Genomic DNA, 21,392 nt, shown 5'->3' with positions numbered 1-21,392 from the left:
GAACCTGATGCACCACGCCAACCACTTCTACGGCCACGCGCACGTACTGGCCCGGTACGCCGGCCTCGGCGACCGGCACCCACCCCGGATCAACGGGTACGTGCAGCACGGCTGGAACATCGGTGACGGCCTGGCCCCCGGCCACCCGTACGCCGAACGCACCCCCAGCCTGCTCTGGTCGGAGCAGACCCGCCGCCGGGCCTGGTCGGTGGGGCGACGCAACGTGGTCGTCATCGGCGCGCCGTTCAGCTACCTGTTGGCACTGCGACCCGAGGAACCACCGGTCGAGGAGCGGAAGGGCACGATCTGGTACCCGTTCCACGGCTGGGAGGGTCAGCACGTCAAGGGCGACCACCGCAAACTGATCGCTCTCATCCAGGACACCGAGCCCGGCCCGGTCACTGTCTGCCTCTACTGGCACGAGTACCGGATGCGCAACGTGCGCCGGCTCTACGAGCGCGCCGGGTTCCGGGTGATCTGCCACGGCTACCGGGGGCACTGGTGGAAGGACACCGATCCGGAGTTCCTCGACCGGCAGCTCACCGAGCTGCGCCGTCACCGCCGGGTAGCATCCAACCGGCTGACCAGCGCGATCTTCTACGGCATCGCGGCCGGATGCGAGCCGGCGGTCTACGGCGACCCGATGATCCTGTCCAATGAGGACCCCACCTTCGGGGGCACCGCTCGGATCCGACGACAGTGGCCGCAGCTGCACGGCACCACTGTCGACCTGCCCACCGCTGTCGAGATCGCCCGCGCAGAGTTGGGTACCGACCACCGCTGCACGCCGGCCGAGCTCCGCGAGCTGCTCGGTTGGGCGAACCTCCAGGAGGAAGAGGAAGACCGTGACGACTGAGACGGCACCCGCCGACCGGATCACCCTGCCGGGCGGCGAGATGCTGGCCTGGTCGGATCTGCCGCAGGAACGGCTGGCCAACGGTGGGCCGCTCGCCGCGCTGGCAGCCCGGTTGGTCCCGCCCGGCGCCCGGGTCCTGGTGGCCGGTCCACACGACCCGGCGCTGCTCGACCAGCTCACCCACGCCGAGGTCACCTGCCTGCTGCGCAGCCACCCGGACGCGGTGGCGCTGGCGCACCGGGCCGCCCGCGTGGTGGTGGGTGGTCCGGCCGGGCTGCCCGACGACGAGACGTACGACGTGGTGATCGCGGCTGCCGGGCTGGACCCGGTGGAGTCGGTGGAGGGCACCCGGCTCGGCTGGGACGGTGTGCTGGCGCGACTCGTCGCCGCGGTGCGACCGGGTGGCGCGTTGCTGCTGCGCCTGGACAACCCACTGGGCCTGCACCGGCTGGTCGACACCACCCCCTGGTACGCCAGCCGCGACGACTCCGCCTGGGTGATCGGCGGCGTGCTGGACCGGGCCCACCCGGCCAACCGGGAACAACTGCGCGAGCGGCTCGGCGCGGCAGGGCTACGGCCGGCCGCGTGCTGGGCCGCGTACCCCGATGTCAGCACCCCGACGGCGCTGCTGGACGCCGACCACCTCGACCGGGACGCGGGCTCCGGCCTGTTCGACGCGGTGCTGCACGGCGCCTGCGCCGGGGGTTTCACCAACGCCACAGTGCTCCAGGACCCGGCCCGGCTCGCGGTGGACGCGCTGCACGCCGGGCGCTCCGCCGACCTCGCACCGGGCTGGCTGACCCTCGCCCACCGGCCCGCCGATCCCACGGACCCGACCACGCCGACCGTCGAGGCGGACCTGCCGGTGGCCCTCGTGCAGACCGGTCGCCCCGGGATCGGCGTGCTGGAGGTGCTGCACGGCCCCTCCGGTTGGCGCTGGGGACTCGTCCCGCCCACCGACGCGACGACGCCGGCCGTCGCGCCGTTCGCCAGCCGCGAGGCCGCCTACCGGGACGCCGACGCGCTGTCCGGACCGGTGCCGTCCGGCCGGCTGCTGCGTACCCTGCTGCTCGACGCGGCCCTGCGCCGCGACCTGGCCACGGTGCGCGCGCTGCTGCGCGGGTACGCGGGCTGGCTCGCCGAGCAGGCCGACAGCGACGGCCGGATCGCCGGCGCGGCGGCGCTGGCCGGCACCGACAACGTGGTGGTCGACGGCGAGCGGTACGCGGTGCTCGACCCCAGCTGGCGGGCCACCGCCGACCTGCCCGGCGACGTGGTGCTCGCCCGCGGGCTGTGGCGCTTCGCGGCGGGCCTGCTCACCGGCGGGTACGCCCACCCGTGGTCGTCCACTCTCGACATCGCGGGCCTGACAGTGGTGCTCGGCGGACTCGCCGGCCACAACCTCGACCGGGCGACAGTCAGCGAGGCGGTCGAGGTCGAGGCGGCCATCGCCGCCGCGCTGCACGGGCTGGACGCCGACGCCACTGTCGGCCTCGCCACCGAACTGCAGGCCGTCGCGCCGACCGATCCCCCGCTCGGTGGGCACAGCTACCAGCAGCTACGCGAGGCGTGGCTGCGCCAGCGCGAGGAACTCACCCGCTTGACCGCGCTGACCGCGTGGACCGAGGAGTTGCTCACCTCGCGGGAACGGGCGCTACGCCGGGCCGAGACGACGATCGGCCTGCTCAGCGGGTCGCTCAGCTACCGGGTGGGCCGACTCGCCATCACCCCGGCCCGGCTGGCCAAGCGTGGTGCCCGCGCGGCCAAGCGTCGGGCCACCGCGGTGCTGACCCCGAAGCGGGAGGAGCAGCAGTGACCGCCGTACCGGTGCCCGGGGTCGCCACCGTCGACGCGGGGCCACGGATCGTCGGCATCGTGCAGGCGCGGATGGGTTCGTCCCGACTGCCCGGCAAGGTGCTCCGCCCGCTCGCCGGACGCTCCGTGCTGGGCCGGGTCGTCCGGGCCGCCCGGGACAGCGGCGTCCTGGCCGACCTGGTCGTCGCCACCAGCACCGACGCGGTCGACGACGCGGTGGCCGCCGAGTGCGCGCGGCTCGACGTGCCGTGCCACCGCGGGTCGGTCGACGACGTGCTGGACCGGTTCGTGGGCGCCCTCGCGGCGCACCCGGGAGACGCCGTCATGCGGTTCACCGCCGACTGCCCCCTGCTCGACCCGGAGATCATCACAGTGGTCGCGTCGGTGTACCGGGCGGTCCCCGGACTGGACTACGCCAGCACGTCGATCGCCCGGACCCTGCCCCGAGGACTGGACGTCGAGATCATCCGTGCGGAGACGCTGCGCACCCTGGACCGGCTCGCCACCGACCACCACCGGGTGCACGTGACCTCGTACGCGTACACCCACCCGGAGCTGTTCCGGGTGCTCGGGGTGACGCTCACCCCGGACCGCTGCGCGCTGCGGCTCACCCTCGACACCGAGCAGGACTGGGCGCTGGTCAGCGCGATCATCGACCACTTCGGTGACGTCAGCGTGCCGCTGGCCAAGCTCGCCGACTGGCTCGACGGTCAGCCTCGGCTGCGCGCACTCAACGCCGACGTACGACAGAAGCACCTGGAGGAGTCCTGAGCGCCCTGAGGGTCGGGTTCCGCTGCGACGCCGGGCCACGGCGCGGCGTCGGCCACCTCGTCCGCTGCCTGGCGCTCGCCGAGGAGTTCCTCGCCCGGGGCGCCGACGTCACAGTGTTCGGCACCGTCGAACGGCTCGACTGGGCAACCGCGGAGCTGGCCGCGCGGGGCATCCCGCTACTCCCCGGCCCGGACTCGGCGGCCGAACTGGTCGAGGCGGCCCGCCGACACCACCTGGACGTGCTGGTCCTCGACTCCTACGAACTGGACCCGGCCGGAGCCGGCGCCCTGCGCGCCGCCGGCGTCTACACCCTCGCCATCATCGACGGCGACAGCCGAGGCCAGGTCGCGGACCTCTACCTCGACCAGAACTTCGGGGCGGAACAGCCCAGGCTGGGGTCCGGGGCGGCCCTGCCGGGGCCGGGGTCCGGGGCGGCACAGCCGGGGCCGGGGTCCGGGGCGGCACAGCCGGGGCCGGGGTCCGGGGCGGCACAGCCGGGGCCGGGGTCCGGGGCGGAACAGCCCGGCCGGCTGCTTGCCGGGAGCGGATACGCCCTGCTGCGTGACACAGTGATCAGCGCCCGGCCGCCGGTCGCCCCACCCGCTGCGGCGGTCAGTCGCCCCCGGGTGCTGGCCTTCTTCGGCGGCACCGACGCGGTCGGCGCGGCCCCGGTGCTGACCCGGGTGCTGGCGGCCACCGGTCACCCGATGGACCTCACGGTCATCGTCGGGCGACCCGAGATCGAGGCGGCGGTCGACGATGTCGCCCCCGGCCGGGGACAGACGATCCGACCGGTCCCGCCCACCACCTCGCTGCCGGCACTGATCACCGAAGCCGACCTGGTGGTCAGCGCCGCCGGCACGTCCACCTGGGAACTCTGCTGCCTCGGCGCAGCCAGCGCACTGGTCTGCGTGGTCGACAACCAACGTGAGTCGTACACCCGGGTGGTGCGCCACGGCCTGGCCGCCGGCCTCGGCGAGCTGCCGGAGCTGACCGCCGCCGGCGTCGCCGGACGCGCCGCGCGCGCGACGGCGGCGCGGACCCTGCACGGGCTGCTCAGCTCGCCGCAGCGGCGCGCGACCCTCGCCGCGCGCGCCTGGTCCACCGTTGACGGGCAGGGCCGGGCGCGGGTGGTGGACGCGGTGTTCGACGCCGTACGCGCCGCCACCGTCCCGGGCTGACCGCGCGCAAGGCCAAGATCACGCTCGATCCTGGAAACAGTCCCCTCGAACGCGCGGCAGACCACTACATCCAGGATCAAGCACGATCTTGCCGAGAGGCAGCCGGCCCGCAGGATTCACCGCTAGCACGGGTGTACGAAAGTGCTGCTAGGGTGGCCGTATGACGCAGGCCGCCTACCAGCCGTCGATGCTCGACCTGGCCGACGCCGGGCCGGCCCTGGGGCCGCTGCCCGGCCAGATCCGCCGGCACCAGCTCAGCCGAGGCGCCTGGGTCGACCACCTCCCCGGCTGGGTGCGCGGCTCCGACACGGTCCTCGACACCCTGCTCACCGAGGTGCCCTGGCGTGCCGAACGGCGCACCATGTTCGACTCCGAGGTCGACGTGCCCCGCCTGCTCTGCTGGTACGACGGCGCGAGACCACTCCCCCACCCCGTGCTCACCGCGGCGCGGGCCGCGCTCACCGGGCACTACGCGCCCGAGTTGGGCGAACCCTTCGTCACCGCCGGCATGTGCCTCTACCGGTCCGGGCGCGACAGCGTGGCCTGGCACGGCGACACCATCGGCCGGTCGGCGCACACCGACACGGTCGTCGCGATCGTGTCGTTCGGAGCACCTCGACCGCTGCTGCTGCGCCCCCGCGGCGGCGGCGAGAGCCTGCGCTTCCCGGTGGGCCACGGCGACCTGATCGTGATGGGCGGCTCCTGCCAACGCACCTGGGAACACGCCATCCCCAAGACCACCCGCCCCGTGGGGCCCCGGGTGAGCGTCCAGTTCCGCCCCCACAACGTCGCCTAACCGCCCGCCCCGCCGCACCCCGCCCCGCACCCCGCCCCCGCGCGCCGATCTTGCACTTTCGGACGCCCATACGCCCCTTTTGAAGTAAATTGTCGGCGCAGAAAGTGCAAGATCGGCGCGCGGGGGCGCGTTGCGGGGCGCGGGGGCGCGTTGCGGGGCGCGGGGGCGCGTTGCGGGGCGCGGGGGCGCGTTGCGGGGCGCGGGGGCGCGTTGCGGGGCGCGGGGGCGCGTCGGGCTAGAGGAGGCCGGCTAGTTTGTAGAGGACCAGGGAGCCGGCTACCGCGACGTTCAGGCTGTGGCCGTGACCGACCATGGGAATCTCCACCGCCGCGTCCAGCTGATCGAGCGCCTCGGGCGGGATGCCTGTCGCCTCGTGGCCCAGCAGGACGACGGTACGGCCCCGAGCGGCGGGAAGGTCACCGAGCCGGACGGCCTCGTCGGCCAGTTCCACCCCGAGGATCCGGCTGCCGGCGGCCCGTTCGGCGGCCAGCCAGCGCAGCGGGCTGCCGACCCGGTGGACGCAGCCCGGCCGCCGTAGCGTGTTGCCTCGGGCCACTGCCTCGTCCACCCAGCGGAACGGTGGCACGGCGAGGCAGGCGCCGACCGCGTCGCACGTGCGCAACAGGGTGCCCAGGTTCGCGCCGTGCAGCGGCCAGAGTGGCGCGGCGATCAGGTGACCCCAACAGCGGTGTGGCCGGGGACGGCGGGCGGCCCGTAGCTCACGCCTCGGCCGGACCCGGATGGCGGCGCTCACGCCGCGCCGGCGACTCCGCCGGACAGAGAAGAGATCATTTTGAGGGGCGCTTCGCGGTGCACCCGGACCCTCACCGACAACAGAGGGCACCACCATACCGCGCTGACGGACACCCCACCCCGCATGATCGTGCTCGATCCGGGATCGAGTGGCATCACCGCGTCGGTGACACCACCACGTCCAGGATCGAGCACGATCTTCGGCGGACCTGGCACGCCGGACATGATCGGGCGACGGCGCAGGTGGGCGGGTCAGTCGCGTTCGATCAGGTGGCCTACCACCGTCGGGCCGAGCATCACCGCGAAGCCGCTGCCGTCGCGGCGTGGGTCCGCGGCGGGCAACTCCACCGGGTCGCCGGTGGCGGTCGCGCCGACCGGTCGCGGGCCCACCCAGGCGACGGCCACGTCCGTCTCACCCTTGAGGAAGCGGTGCGCGCGCACGCCGCCGGTCGCCCGGCCCTTCGCCGGGTACGCCTTGAACGGCGTCACCTTGACCGTCGCGCCGGTGGAGGTGACCACCATCGGCTCGCCGTGCCCCGGGTCGTCGGTGCGCACCGCGCCGAAGAACGCGACCCGCGCCCCGGCCGGCAGGTTGATGCCGGCCATACCACCGCCCTTGAGGCCCTGCGGCCGGACCAACCCGGCGGGGAAGCGCAACAGCGACGCCTCCGAGGTGACGAAGGTCAGTGTCTCGGTGCCGTCGGTCAGCCAGGTCGCCCCGACCACCTCGTCACCGTCGCGCAGACCGATCACCTCGAACTCGTCGGAGCGCACCGGCCACTCCGGTGAGCAGATCTTCACCGCGCCCTGCCGGGTGCCCAACGCCAGCCCCGGTGAGCCCTCCGCCTGACCGCCCAGCGGGGCCAGGCCGACGACGGTCTCTCCCGCCGCCAACGGCACCAGCTCGGCCGCCGACATACCGCCGCGCAGTGACACGGTGCCCGCCTGTTCGGGCAGCACCGGCAGCGGCAGGACGTCGACCTTGAACGCCCGACCGGCGCTGGTCAGCAGCAGCACCCGACCACGGGCGGTGGAGTGCGCGATGGCGCGTACCGTGTCGTGCTTGACCCGGCCGTTGCGGCGACGCCCCTCGGAGCTCTCCTCCGACTCGGCCGCGGTCCGGGCGACCAGCCCGGTCGCCGAGAGGATCACCTGGCACGGGTCGTCGGCGACCTCCAGCGGGCCGGCCGGCGCGGACGCGGCCAGCACCTCCTTCAGGTCACCGTCGACAAGCGTCGTCCGACGTTCGGTGCCGAACTGCTTGACCACTGCCGCCAGCTCGTCGGAGACCACCTTCCGGAGCACCCGCTCGTCGTCGAGGATCTTGCTCAGCTCGGCGATCTCGGAGCGCAGCCGCTCCTGCTCGGCCTCCAGCTCGATGCGGTCGAACTTGGTCAGCCGGCGCAACGGAGTGTCCAGAATGTATGTCGCCTGGATGTCGGAGAGGCCGAACCGGCTCATCAGCCCGTCCTTCGCTGCCTGCGCGTCGTCGCTGCCCCGGATCAGCCGGACCACCTCGTCGATGTCCAGCAACGCGATCAGCAGACCGTCGACCAGGTGCAGCCGCTCCTGACGCTTGCGCCGGCGGTACGAGGTGCGCCGGGTGACCACCTCGTAGCGGTGGGCCAGGAAGACCTCCAGCAGCGCCTTGAGGCCCAGCGTGCGCGGCTGCCCGTCGACCAGGACCAGGTTGTTGACGCCGAACGACTGCTCCAACGGGGTCAGCCGGTAGAGGTCGGCGAGCAGCGCCTGCGGGTTGACCCCGACCTTGCACTCGACGACGAGCCGGGTGCCGCTCTCGCGGTCGGTGAGGTCCTTGACGTCGGCGATGCCGGTCAGCCGCTTGGTCTTGGTGACCTCGTTGGTGATCGCGGCGATGACCTTCTCCGCGCCGACGCCGTAGGGCAGCTCGACCACTGTGATCGCCTGACGGCCCCGGCTGCCCTCGATCGGGCCGATCTCCACCTTGCCGCGCATCCGCACCACGCCACGACCAGTCTCGTACGCCCGGCGCACCTCGTCCAGGCCGAGCAGCACCCCACCACTGGGCAGGTCGGGGCCGGGGACGAACTCCATGAGTTTGTCCAGGGTGGCGTCCGGGTGGTTGATCAGCCAGCGAGCCGCCGAGACGACCTCCGCCAGGTTGTGCGGGATCATGTTGGTGGCCATCCCGACCGCGATCCCGGACGCGCCGTTGACCAGCAGGTTGGGGAAGGCCGCCGGCAGCACTGTCGGCTGGGTCAGCGACCCGTCGTAGTTGGGCTCGACGTCGACGGTGTCCTCGCCCAGCTCACCGACGAGCAGCATGGCCTCGCGGGACATCCGGGCCTCGGTGTACCGCGAGGCGGCAGGGCCGTCGTCGGGGCTGCCGAAGTTGCCGTGCCCGTCGATGAGGGGCACGTTGAGGGAGAAGTCCTGCGCGAGGCGGACCATGGCGTCGTAGATCGCCGTGTCGCCGTGCGGATGGTACTTTCCCATTGTATCCCCGACAATTCGGGCAGACTTCACGTGCCCGCGGTCGGGGCGGTAGCCCTGCTCGTACATCGACCAGAGGATGCGCCGGTGCACCGGCTTGAGGCCGTCGCGGGCGTCGGGCAGGGCGCGGGAGTGGATGACCGAGAACGCGTACTCCAGGTAGGAGTCGGAGACCTCGGTGACCAGCGGGTTGTCGAAGACCCGCGCGCCGGCCTGGTCGAACGAGGAGAGGTCGACCTTGTTTTCCTTACGGCGTGCCATGACTCAGCTCTCCACTGGAACGGGAACGGAAGCGGCGCTCATGCGTCGATCGCATCCCGGTCGACGCGGTCGGCGGAGTCGATGAGCCAGTTGCGACGCGGCTCGACCTTCTCGCCCATCAGCAGTTCGAGGATGCGTTCGGCGGCGTCGACGTCGTCGAGGGTGATCCGGCGGACGGCCCGGGTGGCCGGATTCATCGTGGTGTCCCACAACTCGTCGGCGTCCATCTCACCGAGACCCTTGAACCGTGGGATGGGCGTGACGATCTGCTTGCCGGCCTTCTCCAGCTTGCGGACCGTCGTCTCCATCTCGGCCTGGGTGTAGGTGTAGACGGTCTGCGGGCTGCGCCCCTTGGTGGTGATCTTGTGCAGGGGCGGCATCGCGGCGTAGAGCCGACCCGCCTCGATCAGCGGCCGCATGTACCGGGCGAACAGGGTGATCAGCAGCGTCCGGATGTGCGCGCCGTCCACGTCGGCGTCGGCCATGATCAGCACACGGCCGTAGCGCAGCGCGGAGAGGTCGAAGGTGCGCCCCGAGCCGGCGCCGAGGACCTGCACGATGGCCGCGCACTCGGCATTGTCCAGAACCTGCTGGAGGTTGGCCTTCTGCACATTGAGGATCTTGCCGCGGATCGGCAGCAGCGCCTGGTATTCCGAGGAACGGGCCATCCGGCTCGTACCCAGGGCGCTGTCACCCTCGACGATGAACAGCTCGCTGCGGTCGATGCCGGTGGCCCGGCAGTCGACAAGCTTCGGCGGCATGGACGCGCCCTCCAGGGCCGTCTTGCGCCGGGCGGCGTCCTTCTGTTGCTTCTGGGTCAGTCGCACCCGGGCGGCGTCGACGATCTTCTGCAGGACGGTGCGCGCCTCGGCCTTGGTGCGCCGGTCCTCCAGCCAGGCCTTGATGTGCGCGTCGACCAGGGACTGGAGAACCTTGGTGATGCCGGTGGTGGAGAGCTCATCCTTGGTCTGCGAGGTGAACTGCGGCTCGGGGATCCGCACGTGCACCACCGCCGTCATCCCCTCCAGGACGTCGTCAAGGGTGGGCGGCTCCTCCTTGGCCTTGAGCAGACCACGGGTGTTGCGGATCGCGTCGGCGAGCGCACGGACGAGGGCCCGCTCGAACCCCTTGCGGTGCGTGCCGCCGTGCGCGTTGCGGATGGTGTTGGTGAAGCACTCGACGGTGCGCTCGTAACCGGTGCCCCACCGGAACGCCACCTCGACCTCGGCACGCCGCTGCACGTTGGACTGCATGACGCCGTTGGCGTCGGCGGCGTTCTCCCGGTAGGTGCCCTCGCCGTTGACCAGCAGGGTGCCGGAGACCGGCCGGTCGCCGGCCGGAGCGAGGAACTCCACCATGTCGCTGAGCCCGTTGGGGTAGTGGAACCGCTCCTCGGCGGGAGTCTCGCCGGTCAGGTCGCGCAGCAGGTAGGTCACGCCGGGGACCAGGAACGCGGTGTTGCGGAGCTTCATCCGGACGGCGTCGACGTCGAGCGCAGCGCCGGTCTCGAAGTAACGGGCGTCGTGCCACCAGCGGATCGAGGTGCCGGTGCGTTGGCCGCGCTTCATGGCGCCGGTCACCTGGAGCCCGGGGCCGGCGGTGAAGGGGGCGTCCGGCCCGTCGCCGTCGAAGATGCCCGGGACGCCGTGCCGGAACGACATCGCGTGGACCTTGCCGGCCCGGCGGACGGTCACGTCGAAGCGGCGGGACAGCGCGTTGACAGCCGATGCGCCGACGCCGTGCAGACCACCGGACGTCTTGTAGCCGGAGCCGCCGAACTTGCCGCCGGCGTGCAGCCGGGTCAGCACCAACTCGACACCGGAGATGCCGGACTTGGCGTGCACGTCGGTGGGAATGCCCCGGCCGTCGTCGTCGACCTGCACCGAGCCGTCGGCGTGCAGGATCACCTCGACGTGGCTGGCGTGACCGGCGACACCCTCGTCGGTGGAGTTGTCGAGGATCTCGTTGACGAGGTGACCCACGCCACGGCTGTCGGTGGAACCGATGTACATGCCGGGCCGCTTGCGGACAGCGTCCAGCCCCTCAAGGTGGGTGAGGTCATCGGCCCCGTACAGGGTGTCAGGCTCTGCGGTCAACTGGTCGTACTCCCCGGTCTCGGCGGTGTGCTGCCGGTCACCGGCGACATCAGCCGGCGTGGCGCGCCGCAGCGAGCCTAGCCCGAGGCTAGGACAACCACCGGAGGACCTACGCGACCCGCCGCGCGCGCCCCTGCGGACGTGAGCCAACGAACAGCCGGCGGGTGATCACGGGACCACGCAGAGACAGCGTCGCCGATATGCTCGCTCATGATCGCGGCCGGTTTGCGCGCGGGGTGCACGCCGTCCGGGTCGAGGAGATCAGGAGGCGGTCGAGATGGACGCGACGACTCTCGACGCCGCCCTGCGGCGCTCCCTCGGCACCTGGACCCGACGGTGGCTGCTGGTGGGCACCCTGGCGGCGGGGCTGCTGGCCGCCGTGGCGCTGGTCGCGGCGGCGGCTCCCGCCGACCGGAGCTTCACCGAACTCTCGCGCACTGTGCAGAGCCTGATGTCGGTCGCGACCCCGCTCTTCGGCATCCTGCTGGTGCGTGACCTGCGCCGGGCGCCCGTCCGCCTTCCGGTCCTGCCCACAGTGCTCGCGGTGGGGTTGCCAGCGGTCGTCATCGGCGTGGCCGGTGTGCTGATCTGCGCCGCGACGCTGGCGCTCGCCCCGGTCGATGTCGCCGACGACCCGTGGCGGTTCGCCGGGACGACCGCGGTGGGCGGTGTGCTGGTGCAGATCGCCGCCGGTCTGGTGGGCACCGGCCTGGGCCTGCTGCTGCGCTCGGTGGTGGTGGCGTTCCTGGCCACGATCATCCTGCCGCTGGGGCTGTTCACGCTGCTGGGTGCCGTGGACGCCCTCCGTCCGGCGCAGCCGTGGCTCACCCCGTTCGGCAGCGTGCGCAACCTGTTCTCGGGGCAGATGAGCGCGCTGCGGTGGGTGCAGTGGCTGTGCGTACTCCTGGTCTGGGGTGTCGGTCTGAACGCCGTGGGCACGGCCCTGCTGCACCGCCACGACCGCCCCGCCGGTCACTGACTCTCCGCGCCGACGGGCGCGCGTCGGTGGGTTCGGCAACCCGGAGCGCGGGTCCACTCACGACGCCGTAGACCCTCATGCCTACGTGCGCGTGTCCTTCCTCGAACGAATCTGTTACGGGCCATTGACGCCCGTCGCGCCGGGGTGATCTGATCGCGCTCTCAGAGAATCTTTCATCTTTCGATGGATGGGGGCCCCATGCCCAGGTTCCGGCGTACCGCGCTCGCCGCGGGACTAACGATCGCCATGGCCGCGTTGTCGACCGCCGTCGCGCTGCCCGCACCCGCGTCCGCCGCGTTGCCCACCGCCGCGGTGGCACTCGGTGACAGCTTCATCAGCGGCGAGGGCGCCGGGGCGTACACCCCTGTCGTCGACGTCAACGGAGTCAGCCAGGGCTTCCCCGGTTGGACGGCGGCGAACAACAACGCGTACTTCTGCCACCGTTCGGCGAACGCCTCGCTCCACCAGGCCAACCTGCCGGGCATCCAGAACCGGTTCAACCTGGCCTGCTCCGGTGGGCAGCCGCACGACATCGCCAACGCCTCCCAGGCGCGGACCAACGGTCGTACCGTCGCCTCGCAGCTGAGTCAGCTGCGCGCCGTCGCGCAGACCCAGGACATCGACCTGGTGCTTGTCGGCCTCGGCTCCAACAACAGCTCGTTCACCTTCGGCAGCGTCGCGGAGAAGTGCGCCAACCGGTTCATCGCCGACGCCTGGACCGGCTGGTGGGAGTTCTGGGCGTACCTGAACGGGCCGGTCGAGCAGAAGCCGTGCAGCGACGCCGACCTGGCCACCGCCGCGCAGCTCAGCGCCGCGACCGCGGAGACCACAGCGGCCGTACGCCAGATCCTGACCACCCTCGACGAGGTGGACGCGGACGGGCAGCACCGGGTGGTGTTCCAGGACTACACGAACCCGCTGCCGCTGGACCTGAACCAGCAGTTCCACGAGGAGGACAGCCGGGACGACACCCGGGACAAGTTCCGTGACCTGGGTGCCGAGCGGTACGCGGCCGGCTGCCCGATCCACCGGGCCAGCCTGGCGCCGGGGCACCGTTTCTCGCAGGGTCTGGGCAGCATCGTGAAGTCCACCCGGGACACTCTCGCCGCCGAGTTCCCCGCCGACGACCTGGTGTACCTGAGCGTGCAGCAGGCCTTCAACGGCGCCCGGCTCTGCGAGCAGACCAGCAGCCCGAGCGGTGCGCTGGCCACTCCGATCCGGCTTCAGGACGGCGCGACCGGCACCTTCGTCACCAGCCTCGCCGGTAAGGACAAGATCGCCATTCAGCGGATCGCCAACACCTGCGTCAGCTACTTCCAGACCTGCCAGGAGTCGTGGCACCCGAACGCCACCGGGCACCAGGTCCTCGGTCAGTGCCTGAGCGGCGCGGCCTCCACCAGCGCCCGTTCGGTGGCCTGTGTCCGGGCCAGCAACGGGGCGATCTCGGTCTCCTGAGCCCAGCGTCCATCGGAGGGCTCCGCCGGTCGGCGGGGCCCTCCGTCGTGTCCACGGAGCGCGCGGCGCAGCCGCACACCGGCCGCCGAGCCGGTGGCCGACTGCTACCCGGCGGTAATGTCAGGCCGTAGGCTGGGCCGATGAACGGGGACGCGGAGTACGCGCAGGAGTTCGTCGAGGTCGACGGGGGCCGGCTGGGTGTGCAGGTCTACCCGGAGCCGGCCGGAGCGCCGGGTGCGCCGATGGTCGTGATCTGGCCCGCGATGGGGGTCCGGGCCCGGTACTACCGGCCCTTCGCCGCCGCGCTGCGCGCTGCCGGGCTGGGCGTGGTCGTGGCCGACCTGCGCGGCACCGGGGCGAGCACGCCCGCGCCGAGCCGCGCGGACCGGCACGGTTACGCCGAACTGGCCGACGACGTGGGCGTCGTCCTGGCCGCCCTCAAACCACGACTGGACGGACGCACCCGACTGCTTCTCGGGCACTCGCTCGGCGGGCAGGCCGCGCTGCTGCACCTCGCCCTGCACGGCGGCGACGAGGTGGACGGGTTGGCGCTGATCGCTGTCGGCATCCCGTACTGGCGGACCTACCCGGGTCGACGGGGCCTCGGCGTGCTGCCCTACACCCATGGGATCGCCGCCACCGCGGCGCTGCTCGGGGTCTGGCCGGGCTGGGGCTTCGGCGGTCGGCAGGCACGCGGCGTGATCCGCGACTGGGCCCACACCGCGCGAACCGGCCGATTTCCCCGGCTCGACGGTACGGACACCGAGGCGGCGGTCCGCGCGGTGCGGACCCCGGTGCTGGCAGTCAGTGTGGACGACGACCAGTTCACCCCGCACGAGACCATGGATCACCTGTGCGCGAAGCTCGCCGGCGCGCCGGTGACCCGGGAGCGGTACTCAGTGGCGCAGGCCGGTGCGACGCTGGACCACTTCACCTGGGTTCGCGCGAGCGTTCCGCTGGCACGGCGGATCGCCGGTTTCGCCGGCGACCTGCCGCCCCGCTGAGCCGTACCGACCGGTCGGCTCACTCGTCCTGGTCCAGCGGCACCAGTTCACCGTCGCGTTCCACCTGGATCTCGCCGTGCTCCTTGCGGGGCGCGACCTCTGCGGTGCTCCGGTGTGGGTCGTTGTCGGGGTGCATGAGCACCGCGTCTGTTTTGGGGGTCTTCTCCCGGCTCTCGTCCGGCTGCGACATCGCGTTCCCCTCTCGTCGGCGTCGCTCGGGATCTACCCGCCACCGGGCGAACGACTCCTGCCCCGGCCATGCCGACCCACCGACGCCACCGATGTCCGGTACCTGCCCGCCACGGGGCGGATCGGCCCAGGCGGGGCGGGGTTAGCTGCCCGACCGGCGGGTAAGCCGCACCGCCCGACACGGCGGAAGGGGATCACATGTCCGAACGGCACACCGCACTGCGCTCGATGCACGATCTGGGCCTGGCGGCCTGGTTTGGCGGCTCCCTCATGGGTGCCTTCGGCGTCAACGGCGCAGCGGCGAAAATCAGCGACTCGACCCAGCGGCTCCCGGTCGCCTCGGCCGGATGGTCCAAGTGGACACCGGTCAACGCGGCCGCGATCGGCGCCCATCTCGCCGGCGCCGTCGGCGAGCTGGTGACCGAGAGCCCACGGGTGGCGGCCCAGTCCGGCGTGGGCCGGGCCAGCGCCATCAAGACGGCGTTGACCATCGGCGCGCTGGCGGTCACCGGCTACAGCCGGTTGGTCGGCATGCGGCTGGAGAAGGCGGGCGGTCCGTCGGTGAGCGGCGCCACCGAGCCGAACCACCAGACCCCGGCCAGCGTGGCCTCGTCACAGCGGCAGATGAAGCTGCTCCAGTGGGCCATTCCGGCGCTGACCGGAACCCTGGTGGTGGTCACCGCGTACATGGGTGAGCAGCAGAAGCCCGGCCAGGTGTTCCGCGGGATGCTCGGTCGCGCCGGTGGGATGAAGGGCGCCTCGAAGGGCATGATCAAGATGGCGGGAATGAGCAACGGCAAGCGGCCGATGGCGATGGCCGGACGCTGAACGTCGGGCCGGCCGGCGTCCCGCCGCCACCTCGACGGCGAGGCGCTGGCCGGCCCTACGCGCGCACCGCAGCGACGACGGATCCCGCGCGCGGCGGCGTGCCGGCGACCTGTCGTACGCCGCACTCGGGCCGGCTGCCCCGGTCCGGGGAGGGCACATCGTCCGCCGGCGGCGGCGGACCGACGAGCGGGGTGGCCATGACGGCGCACAAGGGACGCAGCGGTGACAACGACCGGCTGGAGCCGGAGGCGACCAAACCGTGGGGCACCGGCGACGACTTCGACGCCGACGCGCCCTGGGGCACCGACGACGACTCACCGATGGACGAGGGCAGCGAGGAGACCGCGGTGCCCGAGGGGCGGCGCGGGGAGCGACGCGCGGGTGCTCCGGCGGGCCGGTCCGACCCGGCGGGACGACACGGCTTCGGGTCGGTGGAGCCGACCCGTACGACGATGGCCGGGCCGGGTGCCCCACCCGATCCCGCCCCCAGCGGCCGGAGCTTCCCCGACGACGCGGACATCGGCGAGGCGACCCAGGACGCCCTGCGCAGCCGGGGACGGCGGTCCTGAGCGGGCCGCTGCCCGGCCGGGCGGGACGTGCCGCGATCAGCCGGTCGCCGGGACGGCCTGCTCGACGAGCATCGTCTCGGCGAGCACCTGCGCCAGCCTGGTGGCGTCGCGCTGGGCCTGCCCGGCGCAGCAGTTGTTGAACAGCACGTGCAGCTCGGCGGGGGCATCGGCGAACTCGGCCAGCAGCCCGGCCCAGTGCCGCAGCTCGTCCTCGGCGTACGCGTACCGGAACTTCTCCTGCTTGTCGCCCTCGCCCCAGGCGTCGCTGTGACCGTGGAACCGGACGATCGCCGGCTCCGCCGTCATGGTCAGGATCGGTGGCACCGACGACGGGTGCCCCTGTGGCATGTCGACGCAGACCACTGACAGGTCGTGGGCGCGGAGCAGATCCAGAGTGTCCGCGGCGCCGTCGTCGTCCAACCAGGAGCCGTGCCGCAGCTCGACACCGACCCGCCACGGCCGGCAGCGCTGCGCCAGCTCGACGATCCGCCGTTCGGCCGCGGGGCTGCGCACCAGCCACGGCGGAAACTGCAACATCACCACCCCGAGCTTGCCCGCCGCCGCGATCGGGTCGAGGGCCGCGTGGAACCGGGCCCACAGCTCGTCGTACGCCGGCTCCGGCAGGTCTCGGCGGCGGATCCGGCTCGGGCCGCTGACCGGTCGCAGGTCCCGGGGCAGCACGGCGACCGGTGTCGGGTGACCGGTGAAGAGGCTGAACGCCTTGACGTCGAAGGTGAAGTCGTCAGGTGTGGCGTCCACCCAGCCCTGGGTCGTCTCCGGCACCGGTATGGCGTAGTAGGACGTGTCGACCTCGACCATCGGGAACTGGCTGGCGTAGAAGCCCAGTCGGCGGGCCGGCGTGCTGGCCGAGCGTGGGTACCACCCGGAGCGCAGCAGGGACTGGTCCGCCCAGGACGACGTGCCCACCTTAATCACACCCATGTCATCCAGTGGACCGCCACCGGCGCCGATCGGCAACCGCTGGCGGGGCGAGCGGTGTCGTGCCCGCACAGTGTCGGTGCCGCGCCCTACGGTGGCAGCGGGTAGACATCAACGAAGGGTGGCGGCATGACCAGCACTGAGCAGCTCACCGGTGAGCGCACCGACCTCCTGCAGACACTCCGCAGGCACCGCGGTTTCCTCCTGCAGACGGTCGACGGGCTCACCGACGAGCAGGCGGCCAGCCGCCCCACCGTCAGCGGGCTCTGCCTCGGCGGCCTCATCAAGCACGTGTCCGGCGTCGAGCACCGGTGGATGCTCTTCGCCGTCGGCGGCGCGGAGGCGATGGGCCGCGAGGAGATCGACTGGGTCGGTCAGTTCCAGATGTTGCCGGGCGAAACCCTCGCCGGGCTCGTCGAGCGCTTCCAGGAGGTGGCCGCCCGGACCGACGAGTTGGCCGCCACGCTCGACCTGGACGCGGCGCACCCGCTGCCGCAGGCGCCCTGGTTCGAGGCGGGTGCGAGTTGGACGATCCGCCGGGTGCTGCTGCACCTGATCGCCGAGACGGCCCAGCACGCCGGGCACGCCGACATCCTCCGGGAGTCGATCGACGGCGCCAAGACCATGGGCTGACCCCGACACCGACCGTCGCCGGCCGAGCGCTGCCGCACCGCCTCACCGCAGGCGGTGCCGGCGTTCGGTGGTCCGGTCTCTCGCGTAGGCGTCGGAGTGACCCCAACGGCCCGGGATGTCCAGCAGTTCCAGCCGACCGAACCCCTCCGGCACCGCCGGGTTCACCAACAGGTTGTCGCCGGTGGGTCGCAGGCCCAGCATGGTGCCGAGCAGCATCAGCAACGCTCCCGACGACCACGCCTGCGGGCGGCAGCTCGCCGCCAACTGCACGGGGTAGGTCGTCAGGCTGCGCTCGTAGCCGGCGATCATTTCCGGCGCCGCGCCACCGAGCGTCTGCGCCATGTCGAAGATGCCGTCCGCGATCCGGGCCGCCTGCACGTCGAGGCGGTAGCGGCGCAACCCGGCTGCGATCAGCGCGTTGTCCGACGGCCACACCGCGCCCAGGTGCGTGCCCACCGGGTTGTACGTGCGCTGCCCCGTGGCGAACGTGCGTACTCCCCACCCGTTGAACAGTCGCGGCCCGACCAGGTGCTCGGCGATCGCCTCCGCCCGGTCGTCCGCGACGATCCCGCTCCACAGCAGATGCCCGATGTTGGAGGCCAGCGCGTCGACCGGTTCGCCGTACGGGTCGAGCGCCAACGCGTAGTACTCCCGGTGTGGCAGCCAGAAGTCCCTGTTGAAGCGCTCCTTCAGCGCTTCCGCCTCCCGTTCCAACCGGTCGGCGTACGCGGGGTCGCCCCAGAACTCCCGGGCCATCCGGGCGCCACGCCGCTTCGCGTCGTACGCGTAGCCCTGCAACTCACAGGTGGCGCGGGGAAAGGCGGGTTGCCGACCGTGGGCGTCGACGATGGCGTCCGGGGAGTCCTTCCAGCACTGGTTGATCGTGCCGTCGCGCTCGTTGCGGCGCTGGTAGCGCAGGTAGCCGTCCCCGGTCAGGTCGCCGTACTCGTCGATCCAGTCCAGCGCCATCCGGGCCGGGTGGCGCAGCTCGCGCACCAGGTCCGCGTCACCGGACCAGCGCTCGTACTCGTCGAGCAGCACGACGAAGAGCGGTGTGGTGTCCGCCGCGCCGTAGTAGAGCGCGCTCACCCGGTCGCTGAACACCCCCGTCTCGCCGTACCGGAGCTGGGCCAGGATCTTGCCGGGCTCCTCGTCCAACGCGTCGTCGAGTTGGCCGCCCTGCATGAGCGCCAGCATCCGTAGCGTCGCCGGAGCCAGTTCGGGGGTGAAGGCCACCGTCTGGAGGCAGGTGATGAGGGCGTCGCGGCCACACAACCCCATCGCCCACGGCAGACCACCGATGGGCACCCGCTCGCGGTACGACAGCGGCTGGTAGCGCAGCGCCGCCAGGTCCGCGAGGCTGCCCTGGTAGAGCTCCTCCAGGCCCTTGCGTTCGGCCACCAGCTGCGGCGCCCGGTCCAACCACTGCGCCAGGTCCTCGCGCATCCCCGTCCGTACGGTCTGCTGGTGCGACTGCAGGTCGGCGCGGAGATCCCGGCCCTCCACGCCGCCCATTGTCACGCCGACGTGCAGATCGGTCTCCCACTGCCCGTCGGGTTCGATCCGGATCCGGAACGTCATCCCCCGCTCGTCCACCTCTGCGGGGACAGTGCTGCGCACTGTGGTCTCGCGGACGAACCGGTCCCGCTGGTAGCGCAGCACGAGCCGCTGGCTCGCCGAGTCGGCGGTGACCTCGACGGCCCGCTGCCGGAGCTGCCCGAGCTGCCCGACCTCGACGATGTCGGTGAAGTCGCTGGCCATCTCCACCCGGACGGTGAACTCGGCGGGCCGCGACGAGTGGTTGAGCACCGTGATGTTCTCGTGGAAGCAGTCGTGCACCGAACGGTGCCTGATGATCGACACGTCGGCGTCGACGTAGTGGCTCGCCGCACCGGGGACCAGGAAGAACCGGGTTTCGAAGTAGGTGAGGTCGTCGCGGGAGAGCGCGTTGATCCGTTCGCCGTCGATCCTGAGCACCCAGTGGGACAGGAATCTGGTGTCGTACGCGAAGAGTCCGGACGGAGCCTGCGGTTCGGCCTCGATGTCGCCCTGGGCGTCGCTGATGGCGAACACGTTGCCCGCGATGAGGTGCACCAGTTCCTGCTTCACGACCGCTCATCCCGAGCGGTCGTCGCGGGCCCGGCGTGCCCGGCCCGGCCAGCCAGCGCGGCCCGGCCCAGCTCGTGCGGATGACGGGCGCCGTCCGGCCCGGGGAAGATCCGCCGCAGCAGCATCAGCAGTTGCATGTTGCCCTGCACGGTCAGCTCGTTGCGCAACAGGCCCGCGCCCGGGTGCAGCCCGCCGCTGGCCATCCGATCGAAGACCGCCCGGTCGGCCCGCACCACCAGCTCGGCGTCGTCGGCCGAGCGGGCCACCCGGACCCGCTGGTCGGCGATGGTCAGGTACCAGTGATCGGTGCTGCCGTCGTCGCGGACATCCAACCGCAGCGTCCCCGCTGTGGTCTCCGGCAGGTCGGGCCGCCGACCGGTGTCCAGCTGTCGCAGGTACTGCTCCGCCGTCGCGCCCATCGGGTCCCCTCCCCACGGTTTCCCGCAGGATCACCCGCGTCGGGGTGAGCCCGGCTCACCTGGAAAGGGTGAGGACCGCCTCAGCCCGCCTCGATGAGGCCACGCACGTAGGCGGCCTGGCCCACGTGTTGCAGGTCGTCGTCGACGATGCTGACCAACCTGACGCCGAGAGTGACCGGCGGGTCCCACGCCTCGTCGACCACGCGGTCCAGGTCCGCCGGGCCCAGGCCGGCCAGGAAGCTTCCGGTACGCGCCCCGACCGCCTGGTAGTAGTCGATCAGCGCCTGCGCGCTCTCCGGCCGCACCGCGGCGACCTGCGCGGGCGAGTGCCCGTAGCCGGTGTTGTCGGGGTCGGCGGCGAGCCCGAACCGACCCGCCCAGTCGCCGCTCACCCAGACCTGCTCGGCGTCGAGCAGGTCGGCGACGTGGTGGTCCTGCACCCGGGTGAGGTGCCAGACCAGCCAGCCGACCGAGTTGGCGCCCGGGGCGGGCCGGTGGCGCAGTTGCTCGGGGCTGAGGCCGTCGACGGCCGCGCGGACGAGGTCAGGGAGCCGGTCGTACGCCTCGGTCAGCAGGTCACTCACGTCCACGGGTACGCCTTCCTGGTCGGTTCCCCCACAGGTACCGCCGGACCCGGACGGGCAAACCTCTGCCGCTACGGTGATCGAATGGTCGCAGCGGTGGAGTTGTACCTGGACCCGGACGCCACCCGCCGGATCCGGGTGCTCTGGGATGCCCTGGAGGCCGAGGGCGTGCAGAGCATGCGCTCGCTGCTGGAGCGGCGCCACCGTCCGCACGTCTCGCTCATGGTGGCGCCCCGTTTCGACAGGGAGCAGGTCGCCGAGGCGCTGAAAGGGACGGTGGTGGCCGCCCCGCTGCGGCTCGACTTCCAGCACGCGGGTCAGTTCGTCGGTCGGGTGCTCTGGCTCGGCCCGGCACCCACGCCGGAGTTGCTGGCGCACCACCGGCTGGTGCACGACCGGCTCGCCGCCGCCGGCATCGCCCTCGCCGAGCACTACCAGCCGGGGCGGTGGGTGCCGCACTGCACGCTCTCCATGCGGGTGCCGAACACGTTGATGGCCGCCGCGGTGCGCCGCTGTCTGGAGGTGTTGCCGCTGGCCGCGACAGTGGTCGGCGCGGCGCTCACCGACCACGCGCGCGGCATCGCCTACCCGCTGCCTTGACCGCGCCTCGACCGTCGAGGCGTAATGTCCGGTTTGGCGGGCGACAGTCGGAAACCCGAAAACAAGCGGTGCGGATGTGG

Annotated in this window: 20 protein-coding genes; 12 read left to right on the top strand and 8 right to left on the bottom strand. The window is 72.2% G+C overall.

All coding sequences use genetic code 11. The features are described 5' to 3' along the window. The first annotated feature begins 7 nt into the window (after positions 1-7). The 5 genes from AB0B94_RS22870 (at position 8) to AB0B94_RS22850 (ending at position 5,419) form a co-directional block, all read left to right on the top strand. Entirely contained in the window at positions 8-856 is an 849-nt protein-coding gene (locus AB0B94_RS22870) for a hypothetical protein (RefSeq protein WP_357283470.1), read from the top strand. After that, positions 846-2,672 (top strand): class I SAM-dependent methyltransferase, encoded by a 1,827-nt coding sequence (locus tag AB0B94_RS22865; RefSeq protein ID WP_357283468.1) that lies wholly within the window; start codon positions 846-848, stop codon positions 2,670-2,672. The genes AB0B94_RS22870 and AB0B94_RS22865 overlap by 11 nt, the downstream gene beginning before the upstream one ends. Next, a complete protein-coding gene (locus tag AB0B94_RS22860; protein ID WP_357283464.1) occupies positions 2,669-3,442 on the top strand; it encodes a glycosyltransferase family protein in 774 nt (257 codons plus the stop codon). Before AB0B94_RS22865 ends, AB0B94_RS22860 begins: the two co-directional genes overlap by 4 nt. After that, positions 3,439-4,623, top strand: coding sequence for a spore coat protein (locus AB0B94_RS22855; RefSeq protein ID WP_357283712.1), 1,185 nt, complete (start codon positions 3,439-3,441; stop codon positions 4,621-4,623). Before AB0B94_RS22860 ends, AB0B94_RS22855 begins: the two co-directional genes overlap by 4 nt. 160 nt (positions 4,624-4,783) lie before the next feature. Next, positions 4,784-5,419 (top strand): alpha-ketoglutarate-dependent dioxygenase AlkB, encoded by a 636-nt coding sequence (locus AB0B94_RS22850; RefSeq protein ID WP_357283461.1) that lies wholly within the window; start codon positions 4,784-4,786, stop codon positions 5,417-5,419. Positions 5,420-5,654: 235 nt separating this feature from the next. On the opposite strand, the gene AB0B94_RS22845 is transcribed toward AB0B94_RS22850, so the two are convergent. The 3 genes from AB0B94_RS22845 to AB0B94_RS22835 form a co-directional block, all read right to left on the bottom strand. Continuing rightward, on the bottom strand, positions 5,655-6,173 hold the full coding sequence (locus AB0B94_RS22845; protein ID WP_357283458.1) for a TrmH family RNA methyltransferase: 519 nt from the start codon (positions 6,171-6,173) through the stop codon (positions 5,655-5,657). A gap of 251 nt (positions 6,174-6,424) precedes the next feature. Beyond that, complete coding sequence (locus tag AB0B94_RS22840; protein WP_238669325.1) at positions 6,425-8,908, bottom strand: DNA topoisomerase IV subunit A; 2,484 nt, start codon at positions 8,906-8,908, stop codon at positions 6,425-6,427. Between the two features lie 38 nt (positions 8,909-8,946). Continuing rightward, the gene (locus tag AB0B94_RS22835) at positions 8,947-11,004 is read right to left on the bottom strand and encodes a DNA topoisomerase IV subunit B (protein ID WP_357283453.1); all 2,058 of its coding nucleotides are present in this window, start codon (positions 11,002-11,004) and stop codon (positions 8,947-8,949) included. 277 nt (positions 11,005-11,281) lie between these two features. Between AB0B94_RS22835 and AB0B94_RS22830 the strand changes: the two genes are divergently transcribed. From AB0B94_RS22830 to AB0B94_RS22820, 3 genes are all read left to right on the top strand, one after another. After that, positions 11,282-11,983 carry a hypothetical protein gene (locus tag AB0B94_RS22830; protein WP_357283450.1) on the top strand — a complete coding sequence of 234 codons (702 nt, stop codon included), beginning with the start codon at positions 11,282-11,284 and terminating at the stop codon, positions 11,981-11,983. Positions 11,984-12,181: 198 nt separating this feature from the next. After that, a complete protein-coding gene (locus AB0B94_RS22825) occupies positions 12,182-13,438 on the top strand; it encodes a hypothetical protein (RefSeq protein ID WP_357283446.1) in 1,257 nt (418 codons plus the stop codon). Between the two features lie 140 nt (positions 13,439-13,578). Further along, positions 13,579-14,442 carry an alpha/beta fold hydrolase gene (locus AB0B94_RS22820; protein WP_357283443.1) on the top strand — a complete coding sequence of 288 codons (864 nt, stop codon included), beginning with the start codon at positions 13,579-13,581 and terminating at the stop codon, positions 14,440-14,442. Positions 14,443-14,461: 19 nt separating this feature from the next. Here the strand turns inward: AB0B94_RS22820 and AB0B94_RS22815 are convergent, their stop codons facing one another. Continuing rightward, complete coding sequence (locus AB0B94_RS22815) at positions 14,462-14,632, bottom strand: hypothetical protein (protein ID WP_357283440.1); 171 nt, start codon at positions 14,630-14,632, stop codon at positions 14,462-14,464. Positions 14,633-14,829: 197 nt separating this feature from the next. Between AB0B94_RS22815 and AB0B94_RS22810 the strand changes: the two genes are divergently transcribed. Both AB0B94_RS22810 and AB0B94_RS22805 read left to right on the top strand, forming a co-directional pair. Continuing rightward, the gene (locus AB0B94_RS22810) at positions 14,830-15,459 is read left to right on the top strand and encodes a hypothetical protein (RefSeq protein ID WP_124821501.1); all 630 of its coding nucleotides are present in this window, start codon (positions 14,830-14,832) and stop codon (positions 15,457-15,459) included. A gap of 197 nt (positions 15,460-15,656) precedes the next feature. After that, positions 15,657-16,028, top strand: coding sequence for a hypothetical protein (locus AB0B94_RS22805; protein ID WP_357283435.1), 372 nt, complete (start codon positions 15,657-15,659; stop codon positions 16,026-16,028). 36 nt (positions 16,029-16,064) lie between these two features. Here AB0B94_RS22805 and AB0B94_RS22800 read toward each other — a convergent pair whose 3' ends face one another. Continuing rightward, a complete protein-coding gene (locus AB0B94_RS22800) occupies positions 16,065-16,970 on the bottom strand; it encodes a DUF72 domain-containing protein (RefSeq protein WP_357283432.1) in 906 nt (301 codons plus the stop codon). Between the two features lie 126 nt (positions 16,971-17,096). Here AB0B94_RS22800 and AB0B94_RS22795 point away from each other — a divergent pair, with 126 nt between their 5' ends. After that, complete coding sequence (locus AB0B94_RS22795) at positions 17,097-17,600, top strand: DinB family protein (RefSeq protein ID WP_357283427.1); 504 nt, start codon at positions 17,097-17,099, stop codon at positions 17,598-17,600. Between the two features lie 42 nt (positions 17,601-17,642). On the opposite strand, the gene AB0B94_RS22790 is transcribed toward AB0B94_RS22795, so the two are convergent. The 3 genes from AB0B94_RS22790 to AB0B94_RS22780 form a co-directional block, all read right to left on the bottom strand. Then, positions 17,643-19,709, bottom strand: a complete 2,067-nt coding sequence (locus tag AB0B94_RS22790) for a glycogen debranching N-terminal domain-containing protein (protein ID WP_357283424.1) — start codon at positions 19,707-19,709, stop codon at positions 17,643-17,645. Beyond that, positions 19,706-20,128 carry an SCP2 sterol-binding domain-containing protein gene (locus AB0B94_RS22785; RefSeq protein ID WP_357283420.1) on the bottom strand — a complete coding sequence of 141 codons (423 nt, stop codon included), beginning with the start codon at positions 20,126-20,128 and terminating at the stop codon, positions 19,706-19,708. Before AB0B94_RS22785 ends, AB0B94_RS22790 begins: the two co-directional genes overlap by 4 nt. 80 nt (positions 20,129-20,208) lie before the next feature. Further along, on the bottom strand, positions 20,209-20,718 hold the full coding sequence (locus AB0B94_RS22780) for a DUF664 domain-containing protein (protein WP_357283417.1): 510 nt from the start codon (positions 20,716-20,718) through the stop codon (positions 20,209-20,211). A 78-nt stretch (positions 20,719-20,796) separates the two neighbouring features. On the opposite strand from AB0B94_RS22780, the gene AB0B94_RS22775 reads away from it, so the two are divergent. After that, positions 20,797-21,312 carry a 2'-5' RNA ligase family protein gene (locus tag AB0B94_RS22775; RefSeq protein WP_357283413.1) on the top strand — a complete coding sequence of 172 codons (516 nt, stop codon included), beginning with the start codon at positions 20,797-20,799 and terminating at the stop codon, positions 21,310-21,312. The last annotated feature ends 80 nt before the right edge of the window (positions 21,313-21,392 follow it).

The sequence above is a fragment of the Micromonospora sp. NPDC048986 genome (genome assembly GCF_040649335.1).
GTDB lineage: Bacteria > Actinomycetota > Actinomycetes > Mycobacteriales > Micromonosporaceae > Micromonospora > Micromonospora alfalfae.
This window is presented reverse-complemented; position numbering and strand designations above follow the sequence as displayed.

Excerpts from the sequence above, each read along its gene's own strand:
- AB0B94_RS22870 (WP_357283470.1), top strand. The coding sequence starts at position 8 with ATGCACCACGCCAACCACTTCTACGGCCACGCGCACGTACTGGCCCGG.
- AB0B94_RS22850 (WP_357283461.1), top strand. The coding sequence starts at position 4,784 with ATGACGCAGGCCGCCTACCAGCCGTCGATGCTCGACCTGGCCGACGCC.
- AB0B94_RS22840 (WP_238669325.1), bottom strand. The coding sequence starts at position 8,908 with ATGGCACGCCGTAAGGAAAACAAGGTCGACCTCTCCTCGTTCGACCAG.
- AB0B94_RS22830 (WP_357283450.1), top strand. The coding sequence starts at position 11,282 with ATGGACGCGACGACTCTCGACGCCGCCCTGCGGCGCTCCCTCGGCACC.
- AB0B94_RS22825 (WP_357283446.1), top strand. The coding sequence starts at position 12,182 with ATGCCCAGGTTCCGGCGTACCGCGCTCGCCGCGGGACTAACGATCGCC.
- AB0B94_RS22820 (WP_357283443.1), top strand. The coding sequence starts at position 13,579 with ATGAACGGGGACGCGGAGTACGCGCAGGAGTTCGTCGAGGTCGACGGG.
- AB0B94_RS22815 (WP_357283440.1), bottom strand. The coding sequence starts at position 14,632 with ATGTCGCAGCCGGACGAGAGCCGGGAGAAGACCCCCAAAACAGACGCG.
- AB0B94_RS22810 (WP_124821501.1), top strand. The coding sequence starts at position 14,830 with ATGTCCGAACGGCACACCGCACTGCGCTCGATGCACGATCTGGGCCTG.
- AB0B94_RS22805 (WP_357283435.1), top strand. The coding sequence starts at position 15,657 with ATGACGGCGCACAAGGGACGCAGCGGTGACAACGACCGGCTGGAGCCG.
- AB0B94_RS22800 (WP_357283432.1), bottom strand. The coding sequence starts at position 16,970 with ATGGGTGTGATTAAGGTGGGCACGTCGTCCTGGGCGGACCAGTCCCTG.
- AB0B94_RS22795 (WP_357283427.1), top strand. The coding sequence starts at position 17,097 with ATGACCAGCACTGAGCAGCTCACCGGTGAGCGCACCGACCTCCTGCAG.
- AB0B94_RS22785 (WP_357283420.1), bottom strand. The coding sequence starts at position 20,128 with ATGGGCGCGACGGCGGAGCAGTACCTGCGACAGCTGGACACCGGTCGG.
- AB0B94_RS22775 (WP_357283413.1), top strand. The coding sequence starts at position 20,797 with ATGGTCGCAGCGGTGGAGTTGTACCTGGACCCGGACGCCACCCGCCGG.